This is a genomic window from Mesorhizobium sp. M8A.F.Ca.ET.057.01.1.1 (genome assembly GCF_003952565.1).
In the GTDB taxonomy this organism is placed as follows: Bacteria; Pseudomonadota; Alphaproteobacteria; order Rhizobiales; family Rhizobiaceae; genus Mesorhizobium.
The window spans coordinates 3,589,333-3,605,722 of record NZ_CP034454.1 but is presented as its reverse complement, the minus strand read 5'-3'; the positions used below and the strand labels follow the sequence as shown (position 1 = coordinate 3,605,722).

Genomic DNA, 16,390 nt, shown 5'->3' with positions numbered 1-16,390 from the left:
TTTAGGGGAATAAGGGAGTAGGGGAGTAAGGCAGTAGGGATGCCCGCCAGTCGGGTCGCATTTTTCCCTACTCCCTCACTGCCCTATTCCCCTACTCCCTTACGAAGGTGGAGCCGCTGGCATTACGGCGGTGTAGAGATCAACTGAAAGGACTACCATGGCCAAGGAAGCCGCACGTGTTCGCCGCCGCGAACGCAAGAACATTTCGTCGGGCGTCGCCCACGTCAATTCGACCTTCAACAACACGATGATCACCATCACCGACGCGCAGGGCAATTCGATCGCCTGGTCGTCGGCCGGTGCCCAGGGCTTCAAGGGTTCGCGCAAGTCGACCCCGTTCGCCGCCCAGATGGCTGCCGAGGACGTTGCCAAGAAGGCCCAGGAACACGGCATGCGCATGCTCGAAGTCGAGGTCTGCGGACCGGGCTCGGGTCGTGAATCGGCGCTGCGCGCCCTGCAGGCGGCCGGCTTCACCATCACCTCGATCCGCGATGTGACGCCGATCCCGCACAATGGCTGCCGCCCGCGCAAGAAGCGCCGCGTCTAACATTATTGAACGCCGCGCGAACGCTCACGAAAGCGTTCCTCCACGGTATTCCAGGTCGCCCGCCACGATTGGATGGTGGCGGGTCAACGGAAGGAAAGCATCATGATCCAGAAAAATTGGCAGGAACTGATCAAGCCGAACAAGATCGAGTTCTCGTCGAAGAAGAAGACGCTGACCACGCTGGTCGCCGAACCGCTCGAGCGTGGCTTTGGCCTTACCCTCGGCAACGCGCTGCGCCGCGTGCTTCTGTCTTCGCTGCGCGGTGCGGCTGTCACCGCCGTGCAGATCGACGGCGTCCTGCATGAATTCTCGTCCATCGCCGGCGTGCGCGAGGACGTGACCGACATCGTCTTGAACATCAAGGAAATCGCTATCCGCATGGAAGGCGACGGCCCCAAGCGCATGGTCGTGCGCAAGCAGGGACCGGGTGCGGTTCTCGCCGGCGACATCCAGACGGTTGGCGACGTGGAGATCCTCAACCCCGACCACGTCATCTGCACGCTGGATGAAGGCGCTGAAATCCGCATGGAATTCACCGTCGACACCGGCAAGGGCTACGTGCCGGCCGAGCGCAATCGCGCCGAGGACGCGCCGATTGGCCTGATCCCGGTCGACAGCCTCTATTCGCCGGTCAAGAAGGTCTCCTACAAGGTCGAGAACACCCGTGAGGGCCAGGTTCTCGACTATGACAAGCTGACCATGACCATCGAGACCGACGGTTCGATCTCGGGCGAGGACGCGGTGGCTTTCGCCGCCCGCATCCTGCAGGATCAGCTTGGCCTGTTCGTCAACTTCGACGAGCCGCAGAAGGAAGTCGCCGCCGAAGCCGTCACCGAGCTCGCCTTCAACCCGGCGCTGCTCAAGAAGGTCGACGAACTCGAGCTTTCGGTGCGTTCGGCCAACTGCCTGAAGAACGACAACATCGTCTACATCGGCGATCTCATCCAGAAGACCGAAGCCGAGATGCTGCGCACCCCGAACTTCGGCCGCAAGTCGCTGAACGAGATCAAGGAAGTGCTGGCGGCTATGGGCCTGCACCTCGGTATGGAAGTGCCGGACTGGCCGCCGGAAAACATCGAAGACCTCGCCAAGCGTTACGAAGACCAATATTGAGCATGAACTCCAAGGATCGGCGGCGTGAGCCGCTCGATCCGACGGTCATGCGGAAAACCATCAGAGGCCGTGGCCTCTTGAACAACTGAAGAAGGAAAAGAGCCATGCGCCACGGTTTCAAAGGCCGCCGCTTCGCCCGCAGCATAAGCCACCGCAAGTCGATGTTCGCCAATCTGGCGGTGTCGCTGCTCGAGCACGAGCAGATCGTCACCACCTTGCCGAAGGCGAAGGACCTGCGTCCGATCGTCGAGAAGCTGGTCACGCTCGGCAAGCGCGGCGACCTGCACGCCCGCCGTCAGGTGATCGCGCAGATCGGCAATGAAGGCGTCGTCAAGCGCCTGTTCGATACCATCGCCCCGCGCTACGCCACCCGCAACGGCGGCTATCTGCGCATCATGAAGGCGGGCTTCCGTCACGGCGACAATGCCGCGATGGCCGTGATCGAGTTCGTCGACCGCGACACCGACGCCAAGGGCGCCGGCGACCGCGCCCGCCTTGAGGCGGAAGGCACGGACGAAGCCGCGGCCGCATAAGGCTTCGTCTGTTCAGATTGAATTAAAGGGGCCTGCGGGCCCTTTTTCGTTTGCCGGTGTCTGCCGCCTATCGGCCAGGACGAGGTAGTGGCTTGCACTTAACCGCTTCCAATTAAACGCCCCCGGTACCTCTTCAGCCTTTGGGTTGGGATATGAATAGATACTGTCGAGGACGGCTCGCGAGTCGATCTCCGCTATCGATTGTGACGGAGAGGAAGCGCTCAAATAGGCTTCGGCGTCCTGGTCACCGATGAAATCGGTATCCACATCAAAATGCATCTGAATCAGCCCGGCGCAGATGTTCAGCATGATGTCATCGCCGCAAGCCGCGTAGAAAACCTTGGCCTGACCTGCGGCCCAAAGGCCGGCCCCAGGAACTCCGATGGCTTTGTCTTTCCGCTGAACCCATCCAGCGATGCGATCGGTGAGAGTTTCCAACTCGCCTTCGAGGTAACCAGCTTCCTCGATCTGAAACAGAGTTCATCTGGCGAGGCGCCTCGCCAGCGAAGGAAATTTCGAGTTTTCCGAACGTCCAGTAATATGGGTCGGGATGCTCAGGCATACCGAGTACGTCGACAATCTCGGCCATTGTCATGTTGGGAGAGACACCGCACAATCTGCCGGTCTTCAAAAAGTCACGGAATGACAGGAGTTGTTTTTCATCAGGCCAGACGTGGTTTCCGGTTTCAGGTTCAGCTGTAGCTGCTTTGCAGCTTAAAATAATCGGATTTCAGCGGCTTAGCCTTTCATTTTGCACATTCGTCGGGACAATGCGCCCGAACTCGCCTTGGAGGATTCGCGAATGCCCGCCAAAAGACTGTCCCTTGTTTTGCTCTGCGCCTTCATGGTGTTCGCAGCCGCACCGGCAGTCCGGCAGGCGCTGGCCGAGGACGCCGCCAAGCCCGCCGATCCGGGGCTCTCCGATGTGCTGACAGACCTGCTGCATGGCGTCGAAGGCGAGAATGCCACTTCAGGCCCGGACAAGCGCGTGCCGTTCGGTCGTGAGGAAGTGCAATTGTCGTTCGCGCCTCTGGTCAAGCAGACCGCGCCGGCCGTGGTCAACGTCTATGCCTCGCAGACAGCCAAGGTGACATCGCCCTTCGAAGGCGATCCGTTCTTCGAGGAGTTTTTCGGCCGCGCCCAGCCGCGTGCTCAGTCTTCTCTGGGCTCGGGTGTGCTCGTTGATCCGAGCGGTGTCATCGTCACCAATTTCCACGTCATCAAGGACGCCGACGAGGTCAAGGTGGCGACCGCCGACGGCCGTGAATTCGCCAGCAAGGTGATGCTGAAGGACGAGACGCTCGACCTTGCCGTGCTCAAGATTGAGTCCGACAAGCCGTTCCCGGTGATTGCCATCGGCGATTCCGACGCGCTCGAGGTCGGCGACCTGGTGCTGGCCATCGGCAATCCGTTCGGTGTCGGTCAGACCACCACCAGCGGCATCGTTTCCGCGCTTGCGCGCAGCCATATCGGCGTCTCGGATTCGGGCTATTTCATCCAGACCGACGCCGCCATCAATCCCGGTAATTCCGGCGGCGCGCTGATCAACATGGGCGGCCAACTGGTCGGCATCAACACCGCTATCTACAGCCGCAGCGGCGGCTCGATCGGCATCGGTTTTGCGATCCCAGCCAATATGGTGCGGGCTTTCGCCGATGCCGCCAAGGCCGGCCTCGATTTCTTCGAACGGCCCTATATCGGCGCCGAGTTCGAAGCGGTGACGCCGCAGATCGCCGAATCGCTCGGTATGGAAAAGCCGACCGGGGCGCTGGTCTCGTCCGTCGACGCGACAGGTCCCGCCGGCAAGGCAGGACTGAAGCCGGGCGATGTCGTGCTGCAGATCAATGGCAAGCCGGTCGAGAGCATCGAGGCGCTCGACTATCGCATGGCGACGCTGTCGATCGGCACCAAGGCGAATTTCGCGATCCTGACCAAGGGCAAGCAAGCAGCCATGGATATCGCGTTGGAGCGTGCGCCGGAGGGTGCGAAAGCCTCGGAGGTGACGCTGCATGGCCGCAGCCCGTTCTCGGGCGCCAAGGTCTCGGAACTGTCGCCGCGGCTTGCCCGGAAGCTCGGCCTGCGCACGGATCTCAAGGGCGTGACGGTGATCGACATCAACCGTGATTCGCCGGCCGCCGATTTCGGCTTCCAGCCGGGCGACATCGTGCGCGAGGTCAATGGCACCAGCATCGACACCGCCGCAACGCTGGCGCAAGTAGCCCAGCAGGATACGCGCTGGTGGCGCTTTACCGTCGAGCGCGGCGGGCAGATACTGCGCCAGGTGTTGCGTTACTGAGTTCGATCTGAAGGGATCGCGCTCCAAACCAAAAGAAATGCATGGCCGATCTGTTCAGCGTTGACGAACCGGAAAAGGTGCCGCCCGGGCGGCCGCTGGCCGACAGGTTGCGTCCGAAAAACCTTGGCGAGGTCGTCGGCCAGGAGCATCTGACGGGTCCCGATGGCGCGCTGACCCGGCTGATCGGTTCCGGTTCGCTGGGATCGATGATCTTCTGGGGTCCGCCCGGCACCGGTAAGACCACGGTGGCAAGGCTGCTTGCCGGCGAAACCAGCCTTGCGTTCGAACAGATATCGGCCGTGTTTTCCGGCGTCGCCGATCTGAAGAAAGTGTTCGAGGCGGCCAAGCTGCGCCGCGCCAACGGGCGCCAGACGCTGCTTTTCGTCGACGAGATCCACCGCTTCAACCGTGCCCAGCAGGACTCTTTCCTCCCCGTCATGGAGGACGGGACGGTCGTCCTGGTTGGCGCCACGACCGAAAACCCATCCTTCGAACTCAACGCGGCCTTGTTGTCGCGCGCGCGGGTCATGGTATTTCATTCGCTCGGCGAAGACAGCATCGCCAAGCTGATGATAAGGGCGGAGGAGACGGAGGGCAGGGCGCTGCCACTCGATGACGAGGCGCGGGCGATGCTGATCCGCATGAGTGATGGCGACGGACGCGCATCGCTGACATTGGCCGAGGAAGTCTGGCGTGCAGCCAAGCCTGGCGAGATATTCGATCCCGAAGGGCTACAGCGCATCGTACAGCGCCGTGCGCCGATCTACGACAAGGGCCAGGATGGCCATTACAATCTGATTTCGGCGCTGCACAAATCGGTGCGCGGCTCGGATCCGGATGCGGCGCTCTACTATCTGGCTCGCATGTTCGATGCCGGCGAGGATCCGCTCTATCTCGGCCGTCGGCTGGTGCGTATGGCGATGGAAGACATCGGGCTGGCCGATCCGCAGGCACTGGTCGTCGCCAACGCCGCCAAGGATGCCTATGACTATCTCGGCTCTCCCGAGGGCGAGCTCGCTTTCGCCGAGGCCACGGTCTATCTCGCCACCGCGCCGAAATCCAACGCCGTCTATACGGCCTTCAAGGCAGCCACGCGGGCCGCGAAGGAACATGGCTCGCTGCTGCCGCCCAAGCATATCCTCAACGCGCCGACCAAGCTGATGAAAGAGGAGGACTACGGCGCCGGCTACCGTTACGACCATGATGAGCCGGACGCCTTTTCAGGCCAGGATTATTTTCCCGAAAAAATGGGTCGACAGACCTTCTACGATCCGCCTGAACGTGGTTTCGAGCGCGATATCAGGAAGCGGCTCGACTACTGGGCAAAGCTGCGCAAAGAGCGGGAATAGCTGGCTTGCGGAGTCCGGTGGCCTTGGCGGTGCGAAACGAGGCCTCGCCTTGGGGGATTTCCACTTCGGTTCTCCTGCACGCGCTGCTTGCCGCCAGGGTTGTTTTGATGCCACTGCCGAAGCCCCCGAGCCGGCCTGAGGAGGAGGAGCGCGTGGCGGTGGCCATCCTGACGCCACAGCAGTTCGAGGCTTCGCCAAGACCCCTTCACTGCCCCCGAGGCGTCCAGCGCACCCATACCCGCAGCCCCTGCGCCAAGCGCTCCCCGGTCTCCCGCCGCGCCGGCCATGATACGCCCGACGCGGATGCTGTCGGCCAAGACGCTCGCCGATCCGCGCAGCAAGCAGGCCCGCGCCGATCTCGAGACCTTCGCGTCCGACGAGCGCATGGTGCAGCTTTGCAATCTGGAGGCCATGGATCAGATCCGCCAATGGCGAGCGGATTTCCAGCCGGAGCGAGTGGTGCCCTACGCCACCATCGAGGAAAAAATCACCGGCACGACGATCGCCGCCGATGGCGCGGCTTTTCGCAGCCGTAAGAACTGGTATAGTCTGAAGTTCAAATGCCAGCTCGCGCAGGACGGCGAAAGCGTCATCGGCTTTGAGTTTCTGGTCGGTGATCCCGTGGCCAGGGATAGATGGGACGAGCTTGGCTTGCCGGCGGTGCATTGACAGCCCCGGCAGGCTCCACTAGGCAACCAGCCCGGCCGGATACCATGGCCGTTGTGCGGTGACCCAAAAAACCTTATCAAGGCGCACGGTCGGGCGGTGGCCGTTGCCATGATTTGGGCACCTCATTCGCAACAGGATCGCGCGTCGCGCGTGGAAAAATGACAAAAACCCTTCGCAAATCCCTTCGCAAATTCGCCATTGCCATCCCGCTTCTCGCCCTTGGCTTCTATTTCATCCCGATCCTGACGACGATCTTCATCGTCTGTGGCCTGATCGACGTGATGCGCAACAACAGGAAGGATCTGGCGCTGTTCAGCGGCTACTTCCTTGGCAACGGGCTCTTCACCTGGTTGCTCTCACCCTTCAACCTGCTGGTCGATCTTCTGTGCTACAGAAATCCGGGCGTGTGGAAGCTGGAGCAGTTTCCCGCCGACTATCAGCGTGAGGTCAACGAGGTCCTTGATGTCTTCAAGGCGCGCAAGGACGAGATTATTGCCGACATCGACGCCAATTTCGGCACCGGCCGGCGTGGCATGTATGTCTATCAATGGTACGGCAAGCACCGGATCGACAACGTAGCTGAATTCAACAAGGATTTCAAATACATCAAGACCATTGCCGTTTCGGTCTTCAGGGGCAAGGAATCGACTTCCTGGCATTTCGGGCCGCTGCGGCTCAGCCTACGCATTCTCTACAATCTGCTGCCGGTAAAGGCGGAGGTTTTCGTCGAGTGCAACAACGCCAGGAACTACTGGCATGACAATCCGCTCTACATTTTCGACGACACGCTGCTGCATCGTTCGGTCAACGAATATGACGGCCGCCGCTACTGCGTCTTCATGGACATCATCCGGCCGTCCCCGTTCCCGAGACTCATTGCCGGCATGCTCGCGGTTGTCTCGGTCAGCGTCGAGCGCATTAATTCGATGTTCTACAAGAACTGGAAGATGATCGGCTCGACCAAGCCGAAGAAGGTCGAGACCACCTGAACTGAGAATCTGTCAGCGCTTCCGGCGGCGGTTGCAAGCAAGTACCTCCGCCGGCTGCTTCCTTGGACGCCGCTTTTAAGGCGTTTCCATGCTTGCAAGATGCTCGTTCAAGCAACGCCCATTTGGGCTCTCAACAATTCATTATATGAATCTTGTCACAAGATTCGCCGGAGCGACTCCTGGCGGGCGTCAGGGGATGGCTCCGGCTTTGGTCCCGTAGTTCTGTCTCTCCCTTCCTTGGCGGCCTCAAGTGACAAAGAACAAAATCTTCGGATTCTGGACGGGTACCTACCTGTGCACCTTGTTGCTTGGGATTGGCCTTGGCGCCGCGTACATAAATCTCGAACAGTCCGTCTACTATTGGGATTTCGCGGCCTATTTCAACATGTTCAACCAGCAGGGCGCGCTGTTGGTCGAGCGCCCTTTCGAATGGCTGAGCCAGTTGAGCACCTCCATCGCGACGGAAGATTACGGCGTGGCGATCCTGGTGCCGCTGATGCCGTTTCACCTTGTTTTTGGCAGTTCAAGGCTTTCCTTCATTGCCGGAATAGTCGGGGTCTACCTGGTCCCGACGGTTCTCATGATAGGCAGAATAAGCTATCGGGAGGCGGTCTCCGAGACACCGTCCCGGAGTTGGATCGCCGTCTGGATCGCGACCTTCCTGTACACACCATTCTGGGCGCCGACGCTTCGGGGAATGCCTGATATTGCCGGCTGCCTTGCCCTGACCGCGGCAACCTATTTTCTCTGGAAGTCCAGGTTCCTGACCCGCGAACCGGTGACAAGCGGAATATCCGTCGGCGCCTGCCTGTGGTTGGCGTTCATGCTGCGCCGATGGTACGCCTATGGGGCCATAGGGATCACCGTTTCAGCGGCATTCCTGGGTTTGCTGCAGATCGCAAGGGAGCGGGATTTGCCGGCCCTGCGCAGCGCGGCTCTGGGCGGCGCGTGTGCGATTTTCCTTATTGCCGCGACGGCGTTGAACTTCCAGCTGCCGTTGATCGCCAAGATTCTGCAAACCAGTTACGCCGACCTTTACAGCGGATACAAGACCACCTTTGTCACCCAGCTCGGTGACGTCGGATCCCGGCTCAGCTATCTGAACTGGGCGTTGATTGTAGTGGGCCTCTACATCTCGGTCGTGCGCCGCAACAGATTTGCCATGTTCTGTGCCATGGCCTCTGTGCTCACTTTCCTGGCTTTCATCCGGACGCAGGACCCGGAACGTCATCACTCCTTGCCGATGTTTCTTTGGCTGTTTCCCGCCTATGCCCAGGCAATCGTTTCGATCGTCTCCGTGCCGGGACTGAAATCACGATGGTTGACCGCCGCCATGGCGGTTGTGGCCGGGTTTGCTTTTTTGGGCACGTTTTTTCCAGCTGGCCGTCAAGTGTTGTCTCCAGTGGGTTTCGTCTTCGCCGGGGAATCCACGCTTCCACTTCGCCTCGACAATCTCCCCGAATACAGGCGCCTGATCGATGACCTCGTCGCCAGAATGAGACCGGAGGACCGTTTTTCGGTATTTGCGTCGGGTCCTGTGATGAGCGACGCCCTGTTGTTCGGCATGAAGCGGGACCTTGTTGCCCATATCGGGTGGATTTGCCAGGTGGACAGTCGTGACCGGTTCCGACCGGACGCATTGAAATCCAGATATGTTGTCGTGACCGACCGACCGGTTACTCATCTGCAACCGGGCGCGCAGATCTGCGTCACGATCCCGAACCAGTATATTCTTGAAGGCAGGGGCATCGGTGCCGCATACAGGCGCATTGCGCAGTATCGATTGTCCGGCGGTGTCGCAGGCTATCTCTACGAACAAGTGCGCCCGGTCAGCAAGGCCGAGGTCGATGCCCTCTATGTTGAATTCAGGAAGAAGTATCCGGACTGGACGGTGCCCGAATGGTGACTGCGAAGGGATTGACGCCATCGCCTCAACACGGGCAGTAGACGACGATGTTCAATCTGCTTCTCGTAGTCGTCGGCGGCGGCATCGGTGCCGGCATCCGCCATTTGACCAATATGGGCGCGCTGCGCCTTGTCGGCCCTAACTATCCTTGGGGCACGATAGCGATCAACATCATCGGCTCCTTTGCCATGGGACTGTTCATCGCCATTCTGGCGCGCCGCGGCGGATCGAACGAACTCAGGCTATTCGTCGCCACCGGCATCCTTGGCGGCTTCACCACTTTCTCCGCCTTTTCGCTCGATTTCGCGACGCTGTGGGAGCGGGGGGCCGCGTTGCCGGCGTTTGGTTACGCGCTTGCAAGCGTCATTGGCGCGATCATTGCCCTGTTTCTGGGACTTTGGCTCGCAAGAAGCCTGCCATAAAGCACGCCATGGCGTGCTTTGTGGTTTTGGGCGGCGTGCATTAGTGCTATTGCCGCGCCAAACGCAGGCCAAGAGCCCTGCTTGGGAAACGGATAAGCGAAAAAGACATGGCAGGCGTTGAACAGATCACGGTGGAGGCCGGCGAGGCGGGCATGCGGCTCGATCGCTGGTTCAAGACCCATTTCCCGGGTCTTGGCTTCGGCCATCTGCAGAAGCTGCTGCGCTCCGGCCAGATCCGCGTCGATGGCGGTCGGGTCAAGGCCGACACCCGAGTCGAGCCGGGCCAGATGGTGCGTGTGCCGCCGCTCGAGGTGGACAAGAAGGGCGAGAGCGCGCTCACGGGCCACTCGATCCGCAACCAGGGCGACGCCGATGTACTCGCCAAGATGCTGATCCATGAGGACCCGAAGGTCTTCGTCTTCAACAAGCCGGCGGGCCTTGCCGTTCAGGGCGGCTCCGGCGTCACGCGCAATGTCGACGACATGCTGGAAGCCTGGCGCAGCCAGAAGGGCGAGAAGCCGCGGCTGGTTCATCGGCTCGACCGCGATACGTCGGGCGTGCTGGTCGTCGCCCGTACCAGGCTGGCCGCCATGAAGCTCTCCGAGGCGTTCCGGGCACGGGAAACCAAGAAGACCTACTGGGCGCTGGTCAAGGGCGTGCCGCCCAAGCGCGAGGACAAGATCTCGACCTGGCTGATCAAGGAGGCGACGCCGGACGGCGACCGCGTGCGCATCGCCGCGCATGGCGAAAAAGGCGCTGACCACGCCGTGTCCTATTACCGCATCATCGAGCAAGCGGCGCAGACCATGACCTGGCTGGAGATGGAGCCCTATACGGGCCGCACGCACCAGCTCCGCGTCCACGCCGCCTATATCGGCTGTCCGATCATCGGCGACCCGAAATACTTCGAGGCCGACACCAACTGGGATTTTCCAGGCGGCATTCAAAACCGCCTGCACCTGCACGCGCGCCGCATCATTATTCCGCACCCGGACAAGGGCGTCATCGACGTCACCGCGCCGATGCCGCCGCACATGCGTCAAAGCTGGAACCTGATCGGCTTCGACGACGCCAGCGCGGAGGATTGACCGTGAGCGGCGCCACGGACGCGCTCGATCGGCGCGACACGGTCGATATGGCCGCCGCCGCCATCATGGTCGGCCTGACCTTTTCGTGGGGGCTGAACTACGTCGCCGCCAAAATCTCCTATGCCGGCTACGACCCCGTCTTCCTGTCGATCGCGCGTTCGGTCATCGGTGGTTTCTGCGTTTTCCTCTGGTGCCGCTGGCGCGGCATTGCGCTGTTCACCAGGGATGGGACACTGCTGGCCGGCATCGCGGTCGGCGTGCTTTTCGGCGTCGAGTTCCTTTGTCTCTATGTCGGCCTGGAGCATACGACCGTTGCCCGAAATACGCTGCTGGTCAACTCGATGCCGTTCTGGATGCTGATCGGCGGCCACTTCCTGCTCGGCGAACAGATCAGCACGCGCAAGTTCCTTGGCCTGCTGTTGGCCTTTGCGGGTCTCGCCACCGTTTTTTCCGACAAGCTTGGCGGTAGCGGAGACATGCTGTTCGGCGATCTCCTCAGCCTTGGTTCCGGGTTTTTCTGGGCTCTGACCAACATCCTCATCAAACGATCGAGACTGGTCGAGGCAACCGCGGAGAAGCTGCTGCTCTATCAACTCGCCGGCGCGGCGGTCGTTGGCGTGTTGGTGATGCCTCTCGCGGGCCCGCCGGTTCGCGATCCAGCCTTGCTGCCGACAATGGCGCTGCTTTTCCAGGCGATCTATATCGTCGCCTTTACCTACGTGCTGTGGTTCTGGCTGCTGCGCCGCTATCCGGCCTCCGGCCTGTCGAGCTTCACCTTCCTCTCGCCGGTTTTCGGTGTTTTATGCGGCGCGATCTTCTTGAATGAGCCGCTGACCATTCGCATCTTCCTGGCACTTGGTCTCATCGCGGCGGGCCTGATCATCGTCAACCGGCCGGCGCGCAAGCTGACACCGGTGTGAAAGAGATTTTCATGCGTGATATCCTCAACGACCTCGAAGTGGGCAAGTATCTTTCCGATCCGGATCCGGTACGTCGCGCCCAGATCCAGATGAAGACGCCGCTGCCCAAGCGCTTCTACAAGGAGGTCTCGGTCGTGCCGGCGGAAGCTGGCTTTGCCGTGCAACTCGACGGCAGGCCGGTGCGCACGCCGGGCAAGGCGCTGCTGGCGCTGCCGACCGAGGCGGCCGCGGCGCTGGTTGCCGGCGAGTTCGCGGAACAGGGCGAGACGATCAATCCGGTGACGATGCCGGTGATGCGGCTTGTCAACACTGCCATCGATGGCGTGGCCAGCGATCCGCAGGCGGTGCTGGAAGACATTCTGCGCTTCGCCTCGTCGGATCTGCTCTGCTATCGCGCCGACGCCCCACGAGGGCTGGTCGAGCGGCAGAACAAGCAGTGGGATCCCGTCATCGACTGGGCACGCGCCTCGCTCGGGGTTCGCTTCAACCTTGCCGAGGGCATTATCCATGTCGAGCAGCCGCGCGAAACCATTGCCGTGCTGGGCAGCCATCTGGCGCAGCGCGCCGAGCCGCTGCGGCTTGCCGCCATTCATGTCATGACTTCGCTGACCGGCTCGGCATTGCTGGCGCTGGCGGTCGATTTCGGCGAGCTCGACGGCGAGGAAGCCTGGGCCGCCGGCCATGTCGACGAGGACTGGCAGATCGCGCAGTGGGGACAGGACGCCGAAGCCGTCGCGCGCCGCACCGCGCGCAAACGAGACATGATGGCCGCCGTCAGCTTGCTCGAAGCGCTGCAGGCCTGAGCGTTTCGCTCCGCCTTCGCACTGCACCTAATACGAAAGTCATAATCCCATCGTCGCGGTGCCTTTCCACGGCGCTTTCTGCCATTTTTCCTGTGTTGGCTGCGTCTTGTGAGTCTGCGTTCGGAGGAGAACGCGGACGTTGGCGCACAGCATCGAGGACTGGGTCTCACGGGAGGATAACTCAATGGCAATGGCATCGACCGCCGGCGGAACGAGCCGCGGCATGACGCGGGAGGAGAAGAAAGTCATCTTCGCTTCGTCGCTCGGCACCGTTTTCGAATGGTACGATTTCTATCTCTACGGCTCGCTGGCGGCTTTCATCGGCTCGACCTTTTTCAGCCCGACCATTCCCGAGGCAACGCGCAACATCTTCGCGCTGCTTGCCTTTGCCGCGGGCTTCCTGGTGCGCCCGTTCGGCGCGCTGCTGTTCGGTCGCATCGGCGACCTTGTCGGCCGCAAATACACATTTCTCGTCACCATGACGATCATGGGTCTCTCGACCTTCCTTGTCGGCCTGCTGCCCGGCTATGCGACCTTGGGCATCGCGGCTCCGGTGATCCTGATCGTCCTGCGCATGCTGCAGGGCTTGGCGCTGGGCGGCGAATATGGTGGCGCGGCCACCTACGTCGCCGAGCACGCGCCCGATGACCGCCGCGGCTTCTACACCTCATGGATCCAGACGACCGCGACGCTCGGCCTGTTCCTGTCGCTGATTGTCATCCTGATCGTGCAGGGATCGCTGAGCAAGGAGACCTACGCCGCCTGGGGCTGGCGCATTCCTTTCATCGTCTCTTTCCTGCTGCTCGCCGTTTCTATCTGGATCCGGTTGTCTCTGTCGGAGTCCCCGACCTTCCAGAAGATGAAGGAAGAAGGCAAGGGCTCCAAGGCGCCGCTCTCGGAAGCCTTTGGCCAGTGGAAGAACGCCAAGATCGCGCTTCTGGCGCTGCTCGGCCTCACCGCCGGTCAGGCCGTCGTCTGGTACAACGGCCAGTTCTACGCGCTGTTCTTCCTGCAGAACGTGCTGAAAGTCGACGCGCAGTCGGTCAACATCATGATCGCCATCGCGCTGGCGCTCGGCTCGATCTTCTTTGTCGTGTTCGGCTGGCTCTCCGACAAGATCGGCCGCAAGCCGATCATCATGGCTGGCCTTGCGCTGGCCATCGTCTGCACCTTCCCGCTGTTCAAGGCGTTGACCTGGGCCGCCAATCCGGCGCTCGCCAAGGCACAGCAGACCACCCGGGCAACGGTGACGGCGGCACCCGGTGACTGCAGGTTCCAGTTCAATCCGGTCGGCACGGCGAAGTTCACGACATCCTGCGACATCGCGACTTCGTTCCTGACCAAGAACTCGGTTCCGTACGATGTGGTGTCGACGGCGGCGGCCGGGACGGCTGCGTCAGTCAAGATTGGTACAGAGACGGTGCCGTCCTACGATGCGATCGCGGCTGGCGATCAGGCCAAGGCCAAGGACGCGGCCTTCGTCAAGGCCGTCAACATGTCCCTGCGGGACGGCGGTTATCCGCTGAGGCGTGCGCCGATCAAGGTTGCGGACCAGAAACTCGATGCCTTCATCGCAGCCAATCCTGAACTCAAGCTCGACGCAGCCGCGATCCGCGGCGGCGAGAAGGCAGCGGTGCCGACCGATCAGGCGGTCAAGGACAAACTCTTGACCGCCGATGAGGCCGCGGGCGCACCCGAAGTCACCGTCTACAACATACCGGACGGCGGTGCCTTTGCCATGTTCGCCGATCCGGCGGCGGTGAACTGGCCGATGACAATCGGTATCCTGTTCATCCTGGTGCTGTTCGTGACCATGGTTTACGGGCCGATCGCGGCGATCCTTGTCGAGATGTTCCCGACCCGCATCCGCTACACCGGCATGTCATTGCCCTACCACATCGGCAATGGCTGGTTCGGCGGCCTGTTGCCGGCGACGGTGTTCGCGCTCAGCGCCTACAAGGGCGACATCTACTATGGCCTTTGGTATCCGGTGGTCATCGCGGCGATGACGCTGATCATCGGCATGATCTTCGTCAAGGATACGCTTGGCACCGACCTGCACGCCAAGGAATAGTCGATAGGCCCATACGAATGAAAAAGCCCGGCGCGAGCGATCGCGCCGGGCTTTGTCATGCGAGATCGACGTGGAACGACTTCAGCTCTTGCGTTGTGGGTTTTCTTCCTCGACGGCGGCCTCGTGGTACCAGCCATCGAAATCGGCGTGCTCGCCGCGAAGCGCGGCAAGCTCTGCCGCGAATTTGGCCTTGGCGCCTAAATTTAAGGCAGGCCTGCGCGCTGCCAGCGGGAACATCAGGATTTTCGCCGACGGACGCGATTGCGTGACTTGCATTGCCGGTCTCCCCTGCTTTTTCAGAAGCTCGTCGATTCAGTTCTCATCAACATAAGTTCTGCGATTCATTTAGGCAATATGCCTATGAAAAGATCATTATTTGCCTATGATTTAAGCAGTATTGCCACTTGGGCGATCTGGACGCATTGCTGAGACGGCTCAGCAAAATCAAAGCCTTGGCATGACCATTTTGCCGCACCCGTCGGAGGCCGAGTGGCATACGAATTGCTTTTTAATCATCGGCAGGCCGGCCTGTTTCGGCCATGCATCGACATCGCCTGCTTGCGGTGTCCAAGCAACGAGAGGCTCTAGAATGACCAAATACAAGCTCGAGTATATCTGGCTCGATGGATACACCCCGGTCCCCAATCTTCGCGGCAAGACGCAGATCAAGGAATTCGCCGAGTTCCCGACGCTCGAGCAGCTGCCGCTGTGGGGCTTCGACGGGTCCTCGACACAGCAGGCCGAAGGGCATAGCTCCGACTGCGTGCTGAAGCCGGTCGCGGTCTATCCTGATCCGGCCCGCACCAACGGCGTGCTCGTCATGTGCGAAGTCATGATGCCCGATGGCGTGACGCCGCATGCATCCAACAAGCGCGCCACCATCCTCGACGACGAAGGCGCCTGGTTCGGCTTCGAGCAGGAGTATTTCTTCTACAAGGACGGCCGTCCGCTCGGCTTCCCCGAGAGTGGCTATCCCGCACCGCAGGGCCCGTACTATACCGGCGTCGGCTATTCGAATGTCGGCTCCGTTGCGCGCCAGATTGTCGAGGAACATCTTGATCTCTGCCTCGCGGCCGGCATCAACCACGAAGGCATCAACGCCGAAGTGGCCAAGGGCCAGTGGGAATTCCAGATTTTCGGCAAGGGCTCCAAAAAGGCCGCCGACCAGATGTGGATGGCCCGCTATCTGATGCAGCGCCTGACCGAGAAATACGGCATCGACATCGAATACCATTGCAAGCCGCTCGGCGACACCGACTGGAACGGCTCGGGCATGCATGCCAATTTCTCGACCGCCTATATGCGTGAAGTCGGCGGCAAGGCCTATTTCGAAGCGCTGATGGCGGCTTTCGACAAGAACCTGATGGACCACATCGCCGTCTACGGCCCGGACAACGACAAACGTTTGACCGGCAAGCATGAGACCGCGCCGTGGAACAGGTTCAGCTATGGCATCGCCGATCGCGGCGCCTCGATCCGCGTCCCGCATTCGTTCGTCAAGAACGACTACAAGGGCTATCTGGAAGACCGCCGTCCGAACTCGCAGGGCGACCCCTACCAGATCGCCTCGCAGATCCTGAAGACGATCGCTTCGGTGCCGGCCAGCGCGGAGGTTTCGGCCGCCGCCTGATCCTCTTTGCGGTGCGGGCAACTCCGCGCCGTGAACGGATGCTCATTATGG

Annotated in this window: 16 protein-coding genes; 14 read left to right on the top strand and 2 right to left on the bottom strand. The window is 61.2% G+C overall.

The features are described from left to right. Window positions 1-157 precede the first annotated feature (157 nt). The 3 genes from rpsK (at window position 158) to rplQ (ending at window position 2,193) form a co-directional block, all read left to right on the top strand. On the top strand, window positions 158-547 hold the full coding sequence (rpsK, locus tag EJ077_RS16960; RefSeq protein WP_006205444.1) for a 30S ribosomal protein S11: 390 nt from the start codon (window positions 158-160) through the stop codon (window positions 545-547). A gap of 102 nt (window positions 548-649) precedes the next feature. Further along, complete coding sequence (locus EJ077_RS16955; RefSeq protein WP_006205443.1) at window positions 650-1,660, top strand: DNA-directed RNA polymerase subunit alpha; 1,011 nt, start codon at window positions 650-652, stop codon at window positions 1,658-1,660. Between the two features lie 104 nt (window positions 1,661-1,764). Continuing rightward, complete coding sequence (gene rplQ, locus EJ077_RS16950; RefSeq protein WP_127279754.1) at window positions 1,765-2,193, top strand: 50S ribosomal protein L17; 429 nt, start codon at window positions 1,765-1,767, stop codon at window positions 2,191-2,193. 12 nt (window positions 2,194-2,205) lie between these two features. Here rplQ and EJ077_RS16945 read toward each other — a convergent pair whose 3' ends face one another. Then, on the bottom strand, window positions 2,206-2,631 hold the full coding sequence (locus EJ077_RS16945; RefSeq protein ID WP_208695357.1) for a hypothetical protein: 426 nt from the start codon (window positions 2,629-2,631) through the stop codon (window positions 2,206-2,208). A 364-nt stretch (window positions 2,632-2,995) separates the two neighbouring features. Here EJ077_RS16945 and EJ077_RS16940 point away from each other — a divergent pair, with 364 nt between their 5' ends. The 10 genes from EJ077_RS16940 (at window position 2,996) to EJ077_RS16895 (ending at window position 14,709) form a co-directional block, all read left to right on the top strand. Next, window positions 2,996-4,489, top strand: a complete 1,494-nt coding sequence (locus EJ077_RS16940; RefSeq protein ID WP_208695356.1) for a DegQ family serine endoprotease — start codon at window positions 2,996-2,998, stop codon at window positions 4,487-4,489. Between the two features lie 41 nt (window positions 4,490-4,530). Then, window positions 4,531-5,838 (top strand): replication-associated recombination protein A, encoded by a 1,308-nt coding sequence (locus EJ077_RS16935; RefSeq protein ID WP_127279756.1) that lies wholly within the window; start codon window positions 4,531-4,533, stop codon window positions 5,836-5,838. Between the two features lie 285 nt (window positions 5,839-6,123). After that, window positions 6,124-6,507 (top strand): DUF930 domain-containing protein, encoded by a 384-nt coding sequence (locus EJ077_RS16930; protein ID WP_208695355.1) that lies wholly within the window; start codon window positions 6,124-6,126, stop codon window positions 6,505-6,507. A gap of 158 nt (window positions 6,508-6,665) precedes the next feature. After that, window positions 6,666-7,496: an aspartyl/asparaginyl beta-hydroxylase domain-containing protein gene (locus EJ077_RS16925; RefSeq protein ID WP_208695354.1), complete on the top strand. Its 831-nt coding sequence runs from the start codon at window positions 6,666-6,668 to the stop codon at window positions 7,494-7,496. 250 nt (window positions 7,497-7,746) lie between these two features. After that, window positions 7,747-9,402 carry a hypothetical protein gene (locus tag EJ077_RS16920; RefSeq protein ID WP_208695353.1) on the top strand — a complete coding sequence of 552 codons (1,656 nt, stop codon included), beginning with the start codon at window positions 7,747-7,749 and terminating at the stop codon, window positions 9,400-9,402. Window positions 9,403-9,449: 47 nt separating this feature from the next. Next, entirely contained in the window at window positions 9,450-9,824 is a 375-nt protein-coding gene (gene crcB / locus EJ077_RS16915) for a fluoride efflux transporter CrcB (protein ID WP_208695352.1), read from the top strand. A gap of 107 nt (window positions 9,825-9,931) precedes the next feature. Beyond that, the gene (locus EJ077_RS16910; RefSeq protein WP_208695351.1) at window positions 9,932-10,912 is read left to right on the top strand and encodes an RluA family pseudouridine synthase; all 981 of its coding nucleotides are present in this window, start codon (window positions 9,932-9,934) and stop codon (window positions 10,910-10,912) included. Window positions 10,913-10,959: 47 nt separating this feature from the next. Continuing rightward, window positions 10,960-11,832 carry a DMT family transporter gene (locus tag EJ077_RS16905; protein ID WP_208703027.1) on the top strand — a complete coding sequence of 291 codons (873 nt, stop codon included), beginning with the start codon at window positions 10,960-10,962 and terminating at the stop codon, window positions 11,830-11,832. Between the two features lie 11 nt (window positions 11,833-11,843). After that, entirely contained in the window at window positions 11,844-12,635 is a 792-nt protein-coding gene (locus EJ077_RS16900; RefSeq protein ID WP_208695350.1) for an ATP12 family chaperone protein, read from the top strand. Window positions 12,636-12,819: 184 nt separating this feature from the next. Continuing rightward, on the top strand, window positions 12,820-14,709 hold the full coding sequence (locus EJ077_RS16895; protein WP_208695349.1) for an MFS transporter: 1,890 nt from the start codon (window positions 12,820-12,822) through the stop codon (window positions 14,707-14,709). Between the two features lie 81 nt (window positions 14,710-14,790). Here EJ077_RS16895 and EJ077_RS16890 read toward each other — a convergent pair whose 3' ends face one another. After that, window positions 14,791-14,985 (bottom strand): DUF2735 domain-containing protein, encoded by a 195-nt coding sequence (locus EJ077_RS16890; RefSeq protein ID WP_127280109.1) that lies wholly within the window; start codon window positions 14,983-14,985, stop codon window positions 14,791-14,793. Between the two features lie 313 nt (window positions 14,986-15,298). On the opposite strand from EJ077_RS16890, the gene EJ077_RS16885 reads away from it, so the two are divergent. After that, window positions 15,299-16,339 (top strand): glutamine synthetase beta-grasp domain-containing protein, encoded by a 1,041-nt coding sequence (locus EJ077_RS16885; protein ID WP_127280110.1) that lies wholly within the window; start codon window positions 15,299-15,301, stop codon window positions 16,337-16,339. Window positions 16,340-16,390: the final 51 nt, after the last annotated feature.

Excerpts from the sequence above, each read along its gene's own strand:
- EJ077_RS16900 (WP_208695350.1), top strand. The coding sequence starts at position 11,844 with ATGCGTGATATCCTCAACGACCTCGAAGTGGGCAAGTATCTTTCCGAT.
- rpsK (WP_006205444.1), top strand. The coding sequence starts at position 158 with ATGGCCAAGGAAGCCGCACGTGTTCGCCGCCGCGAACGCAAGAACATT.
- EJ077_RS16930 (WP_208695355.1), top strand. The coding sequence starts at position 6,124 with ATGATACGCCCGACGCGGATGCTGTCGGCCAAGACGCTCGCCGATCCG.
- EJ077_RS16955 (WP_006205443.1), top strand. The coding sequence starts at position 650 with ATGATCCAGAAAAATTGGCAGGAACTGATCAAGCCGAACAAGATCGAG.
- EJ077_RS16885 (WP_127280110.1), top strand. The coding sequence starts at position 15,299 with ATGACCAAATACAAGCTCGAGTATATCTGGCTCGATGGATACACCCCG.
- rplQ (WP_127279754.1), top strand. The coding sequence starts at position 1,765 with ATGCGCCACGGTTTCAAAGGCCGCCGCTTCGCCCGCAGCATAAGCCAC.
- EJ077_RS16895 (WP_208695349.1), top strand. The coding sequence starts at position 12,820 with ATGGCAATGGCATCGACCGCCGGCGGAACGAGCCGCGGCATGACGCGG.
- EJ077_RS16890 (WP_127280109.1), bottom strand. The coding sequence starts at position 14,985 with ATGCAAGTCACGCAATCGCGTCCGTCGGCGAAAATCCTGATGTTCCCG.
- EJ077_RS16940 (WP_208695356.1), top strand. The coding sequence starts at position 2,996 with ATGCCCGCCAAAAGACTGTCCCTTGTTTTGCTCTGCGCCTTCATGGTG.
- EJ077_RS16910 (WP_208695351.1), top strand. The coding sequence starts at position 9,932 with ATGGCAGGCGTTGAACAGATCACGGTGGAGGCCGGCGAGGCGGGCATG.
- EJ077_RS16935 (WP_127279756.1), top strand. The coding sequence starts at position 4,531 with ATGGCCGATCTGTTCAGCGTTGACGAACCGGAAAAGGTGCCGCCCGGG.
- crcB (WP_208695352.1), top strand. The coding sequence starts at position 9,450 with ATGTTCAATCTGCTTCTCGTAGTCGTCGGCGGCGGCATCGGTGCCGGC.
- EJ077_RS16905 (WP_208703027.1), top strand. The coding sequence starts at position 10,960 with ATGGCCGCCGCCGCCATCATGGTCGGCCTGACCTTTTCGTGGGGGCTG.
- EJ077_RS16925 (WP_208695354.1), top strand. The coding sequence starts at position 6,666 with ATGACAAAAACCCTTCGCAAATCCCTTCGCAAATTCGCCATTGCCATC.